The organism is Bacillus sp. JJ675, from assembly GCF_036963165.1.
GTDB lineage: Bacteria > Bacillota > Bacilli > Bacillales > Bacillaceae > Bacillus > Bacillus glycinifermentans.
Genome location: NZ_JBALMR010000060.1, coordinates 1 through 4984, shown reverse-complemented (window position 1 = coordinate 4984; position 4984 = coordinate 1). Strand labels below are relative to the sequence as shown.

Sequence of the window (4984 nt, the reverse complement as noted above, 5' to 3'; positions counted from 1 at the left end):
TCGGCGGCCTTAAATACGAGATCCTTGCGAATCCACAAACGGACGTCTATACGATCAAAACGGATCAGTTCGGAAAAGTGAATATCTACGCGGCGAAATCAACCGGCGCAACTGTAAAATAATCGAAAAGGGAGACGATATTATGAACGTAAAGACAACTGAAAAAATTAGCGCAGGCACAATCGCTCGGTTCGTGCTTCTTGCGCTTGCACTCGTTAACCAGACGCTTACGATGACGGGTCACAGTCCGATTCCGGTCGATGAAGACGGCGTACAGCAATTTATTTCGCTCGCATTTACCGGAGCAACTTCGTTATGGGCGTACTGGAAAAATAACGACGTGACGAAGAAAGCGCGGACAAAAGGCGAATAGATAACGGAACAATTTCGGAGAGGACGTTTGAGACGTTTTCTCCGATCATTTTTCATTGCATTTTCCATATGCAAAAACCTGTCATACTTTTGCCACCTAAGGATGATTAAAAAATTTACGATAGGAAATCCTAAAAAAGAAAACGTAGCGTGCAGAAAAACTTGTTTTCGTTATGCCAATATTTTATAATCGTAATATACATTGACTATTCGCTGAATGTATAGTGCGGTTACCATCTCAAAAAGGGTGATCGAAATGAGCGAAAGTGGGGATGATAAAATGGGCGTAGCAAAACCAATCAAGCCTATGCGTATTGAATTCGAAACTGAAAAGCAAGCAGAAGAGTTTGAAAAATGGGCTTACTCTAAAGAAACGTCTAGGAGCGAAAGTGCTATCCGTGTTCGGGAGGCGCTAGCAGCTTATAGAAAAATGAAAAACCGATCTAGGTGATTGAAGAGTGGCTCAACTGGTTGAACTGTTTGACGAGGTTCTTTCCCCAGAGCATCGATCAAAAGTAGATAATTTCAAATGCGAATCGGAGAAAGATGTAGAAATCTTTTTAAAAAAGGATTCTTGGGAGTTACAGGAGTATAACATGACCCTTACCCGACTGTTCTTCAATAAAGATGGAGATCTCGTTGGGTATTTTACTTTGTTCAATGAATCTGTACCAAAAGTGGGCAAAGATAAATTAATAAAAGAGAATTGGAAATTGCCTAATTCAGAAAAAAGTTATCCTGCTGTCAGATTACATTATCTCGGAGTAGATGAGAGGTACCAAAAGCAAGGAATAGGATATACGATATTAATATCGGCTATCGATGTTTGCACAAAAATTTCTAAACTATCTGGTTGCACATTCGTCTCTGTACAGGCTTTGAACAGTGCGGTGGAGTTTTATGAAAAATACCATTTCAAACGGGTTGCAACAGAAAAGAAGTATGTTAATATGTTACTTAAATTAGAAGATGCTGAAGAATAACTCACATAACCCAATCAGACGAAGACTGTCGAAACCGATCGACGGTCTTTTTTTGTGGTTGCGAAACGTGAAAGAACGACTAAGTAAGCGGAACTTTTGGCGGGCGCCTGCGTATAAAAGCGTAGGTGCTCGTGGTACATAATGAGATTGCGGAGAAGACTTCCGATCGAGTATAATTTTACCTATGAGGAGGGGGACAATTGAAAGAAACACCGTTTTACAAAACGAATTGGTTCACTATACTTATGATAATTGTACTTTTTCCGGTTGGCTTAATTCTGATGTGGGCTAATAAAAAATGGACGTTTATTACTCGTATCATTGTAAGCTGCATAGTTGTCGTATTAGCGATAGTCGGATATTATACGCAGAGCCCGCAGTCAGCAAAAGTACCACCCCAGGTTGATGCGGAAAACAAGATTTCAAAACCTGTGAAGAAAACGAAACAAGAGGAAAAAACAAAAGACGATCAATCTGTAAAAGACGAAAAGGAAACAAAAACCAATAAAGAAGAAACAACAGTGACGGAAGAAACAAAAAATGAAAAAGAAAACCCCAAAGTGAATGACGAAGAAAAGAGTAAAGAAGAGATAGAAAAAATTATCGAAAAGACTGTAGGTGAAAAATCTGGAGAAAATCCGAAGATTAGTGACTTGGAAGTATCCGATCTTCTGGAATCCGATACAAAAACCGTCAGGACAGTTAATGTGACTTTGAACGGTAATGATAACCTTACCACTAATATGATTCGCGAGGGTATGCTAATCGAAGCCAAACAACTCATGCCTAAGATTTTCGAAGATAAAAAAGTAGGACGAGTAATTCTTACATGGAAATTCCCTTTAATAGATTTAAAAGGTAACTCAGACGCTAAAAAAGTCTTGTCTATACAAATCGAACGCAAAACAAACGATGAAATAAACTGGGATCATTTCAATTTTAATAACTTTAATAAAGTTGCTGATCACTATTATGAGCACCCCGCATTAAGCAAAGAATGATGTTTAGCCCTAACTTTAACCGGTTGGGGCGTTATTTTTATTTCCGCAAACTTATGCCTCTCCATAAACTACTCGCGAACCTCAAACAATTCATTCATATCTGCAATATCCAAAGCCTTCATAATCTTAGCAATATGTTCACGATTGATGGTAGTTCGTTGATTACCCCTGATCTCACTAATTCTGTTTTCGCTTACCCCTGACTTCTCCGCTAACACTTTTCCACTCCACCCGCGTTCTCTTAGGATTTCGTCAAGTTTAACGTAAAGTTGCAAGTCACATCGCCTCCATCTGCTGATAATCCTATTATAACGCTATATGTACATCGAGTAAATAAAAATGTTGACATAACGTGATAACGTTATTTATACTCGTTATAACGACATCACGTTATGGAGTGATAAATATGCATTATTTAGCTGAACACCAAACGTTCGACTCGACGGCCGAACTCAACGCGGCAGTCTACGAACACATCAAACGCAATACATACGAATTGAACGATACGGACCGGCTTGCGCTGAAGACGATCGCTCGTTACGCGGTCAAGTTCGCCGGGGCTGCGCATCTCAAAGCGGACACACTCGCGAACCTTATCGGAAAGTCCGTCAAGACAGCGCGGCGTGTCGTCAACAAACTCGCATCACTTTCGATCATTCAAAAGATAGCGACGACCCGGAAAATTAACGGCGGCCACGGCGCAAATATCATCGTTATTTTGCCGGTTGACCAGTCGACAATGACCACGCGTGAGGATGCCGAAATGCCAACGGAGACAACGGATGAAGCGCCTAAAACTACGAATGAACCATCGCATTCTATAAATCTTTCAAAAAATCACGTAATAGATACGGTCCCGGCCTGCGGTCTTAAAAACGCGTTACCAAGCGAAGTCTACTCCGCAATGGCGCGCTACTTCGACGCAGACGAAATTTATAAATACTACGGAATCTTACTGCGGGCTAAGGCAAGCGTAGATTCGACGATCCTACTCGAAGAACATTCGCAGCCATTCGTTGAAGCGTGGCACGCAGCGATTCTCAAACGAAAACAGCAGAAAATTAGACGCTTTGATGACTACCTATACGCTAGCTTCCGGCAAGCCGCATGGACGGTAAAAGCCCGTGAAAATCGCGTTAAAAACGTTGGGTTGTTGGCGGAGTTCGAATCGTTCCTCGAAGCGGAATAGATTGAACGTCGCAAATTGCGTTCATCCGAAATTCGGACAATCAAACAGCTTTAATATCTGTATAAAGGCGTTGACATACCGTTTAAGGAGATCGTGCGGGTTTCGTTGGAGGGCGTGTGACTGCCTAAAAAGTAATCATAATGATATAATAATAAAGACATCACAACTAGCATTAATCCTTCGCTCAATAGGAGTGAGGATGATGACAGTTATTAAAAAAGATGATAAAACCGGAAAATATTATTTTGTATACTCAGGAGGAGTTCACCCAATAACCGGAGCCAGGATTCAAAAAAGAAGGCAAGGAATGTCGAGTTTACGCGAGGCGAAAGAGGTTTTAAAACAAGTAATAATAGAGGTGGAGAGGGAGAAGACATCCCACAACCCGAATAAAAGTGCGTTTAGTACATTTGCTGAAAAGTGGTTTGATTCAAAAAAGGTTAGACTCCGATCAAGCACAATCGTTAATTACCGCGAGCAGCTTGATTACAACATACTTCCGTATCTAGGAACGTTTAAAATTAAAGACATCACAGAGGAAGTCTTACAGCATTATATCAACCGACTTCACAACGAACGTAAACTCGCACCAGCGACCATCCGAACAGCTTACGGTATTGTAGCGGAAATTTTAAAGAAGGCTTCCCGCAAAGGGGCGTTCGACCTCGCAATCCTTGACGATATAAACCTTCCGCCTGAAAATCGTGTATCCAAAGTGTGGAACGAGAAGAACGTTCAAACGTTTTTAGATGCTCGGAATCGCATCGTTTCTTTAACGCGATATTTTATCGGAATGGTATTATCCGTGATTACAGGTATGCGTATGGGAGAGGTGCTTGGATTGCGGTGGTCCGATATTGACTTCGAAAAGGGACTCCTAACAATTCGACAAACTCTCGCGAAGATAGACGATGAGGGTAATTACGGATTAGTGCCCGAGGTCAAAACAGCGGCTGGGTTTCGGACTGTCCATTTACCGAAATTCTTTATCGAATATTTAATCGAACACAAGAAGATGATTCAGCGCGAAAAAGAAATCCTCGGTGAGGACTATATCGATAATGATCTCGTCGTGTGTACGAAGCACGGGAAGTGGGTGCATCCGAACAACTATCGACGGGCTTTCACTCGGTTAATTGCGCAACTAGATTTACCGAAAATCCCGCCGAAGAATTTGCGGCATACTCACGCGACGTACTTAATCAGTATTGGTATAAGTCCGAAGATTGTTCAAGAGCGTTTGGGCCATGCGCATATCAAAACGACGCTCGGAACGTACAGTCACGTTTTGCCTTCGATGCAGGCGGAATTAGTCGGGAAATTGGACGATTTGGTCGCGAAAGTGTGACCGCAGTGTGACCGTTTTGTGTGATCGGATGTGTGGGCGTTGATATAGCGGCATTTTAACAAAAGATTCCGCCACGAAGACTGCATGAACA

At 41.8% G+C, this 4984-nt stretch carries 7 protein-coding genes and 1 pseudogene; 7 read left to right on the top strand and 1 reads right to left on the bottom strand.

What is annotated here, in order from left to right:
* The 5 genes and pseudogenes from V7126_RS15810 to V7126_RS15790 all read left to right on the top strand — a co-directional run.
* Nucleotides 1-122, top strand: a pseudogene (locus V7126_RS15810) (N-acetylmuramoyl-L-alanine amidase); the annotation flags it as partial.
* Between the two features lie 20 nt (nt 123-142).
* Nucleotides 143-373, top strand: coding sequence for a phage holin (locus tag V7126_RS15805; RefSeq protein ID WP_065894362.1), 231 nt, complete (start codon nt 143-145; stop codon nt 371-373).
* A 255-nt stretch (nt 374-628) separates the two neighbouring features.
* Nucleotides 629-823 carry a hypothetical protein gene (locus V7126_RS15800; RefSeq protein WP_175077671.1) on the top strand — a complete coding sequence of 65 codons (195 nt, stop codon included), beginning with the start codon at nt 629-631 and terminating at the stop codon, nt 821-823.
* A gap of 7 nt (nt 824-830) precedes the next feature.
* Nucleotides 831-1355 (top strand): GNAT family N-acetyltransferase, encoded by a 525-nt coding sequence (locus tag V7126_RS15795; RefSeq protein ID WP_065894372.1) that lies wholly within the window; start codon nt 831-833, stop codon nt 1353-1355.
* Between the two features lie 200 nt (nt 1356-1555).
* Complete coding sequence (locus tag V7126_RS15790; protein WP_216898723.1) at nt 1556-2356, top strand: SpoIIIAH-like family protein; 801 nt, start codon at nt 1556-1558, stop codon at nt 2354-2356.
* A gap of 68 nt (nt 2357-2424) precedes the next feature.
* Here V7126_RS15790 and V7126_RS15785 read toward each other — a convergent pair whose 3' ends face one another.
* Nucleotides 2425-2631 (bottom strand): helix-turn-helix domain-containing protein, encoded by a 207-nt coding sequence (locus tag V7126_RS15785; RefSeq protein WP_128748079.1) that lies wholly within the window; start codon nt 2629-2631, stop codon nt 2425-2427.
* Between the two features lie 131 nt (nt 2632-2762).
* On the opposite strand from V7126_RS15785, the gene V7126_RS15780 reads away from it, so the two are divergent.
* Nucleotides 2763-3545: a helix-turn-helix domain-containing protein gene (locus V7126_RS15780; protein WP_335497708.1), complete on the top strand. Its 783-nt coding sequence runs from the start codon at nt 2763-2765 to the stop codon at nt 3543-3545.
* A gap of 202 nt (nt 3546-3747) precedes the next feature.
* On the top strand, nt 3748-4893 hold the full coding sequence (locus V7126_RS15775) for a site-specific integrase (protein ID WP_175077529.1): 1146 nt from the start codon (nt 3748-3750) through the stop codon (nt 4891-4893).
* The last annotated feature ends 91 nt before the right edge of the window (nt 4894-4984 follow it).

Excerpts from the sequence above, each read along its gene's own strand:
- V7126_RS15805 (WP_065894362.1), top strand. The coding sequence starts at position 143 with ATGAACGTAAAGACAACTGAAAAAATTAGCGCAGGCACAATCGCTCGG.
- V7126_RS15800 (WP_175077671.1), top strand. The coding sequence starts at position 629 with ATGAGCGAAAGTGGGGATGATAAAATGGGCGTAGCAAAACCAATCAAG.
- V7126_RS15780 (WP_335497708.1), top strand. The coding sequence starts at position 2,763 with ATGCATTATTTAGCTGAACACCAAACGTTCGACTCGACGGCCGAACTC.
- V7126_RS15775 (WP_175077529.1), top strand. The coding sequence starts at position 3,748 with ATGACAGTTATTAAAAAAGATGATAAAACCGGAAAATATTATTTTGTA.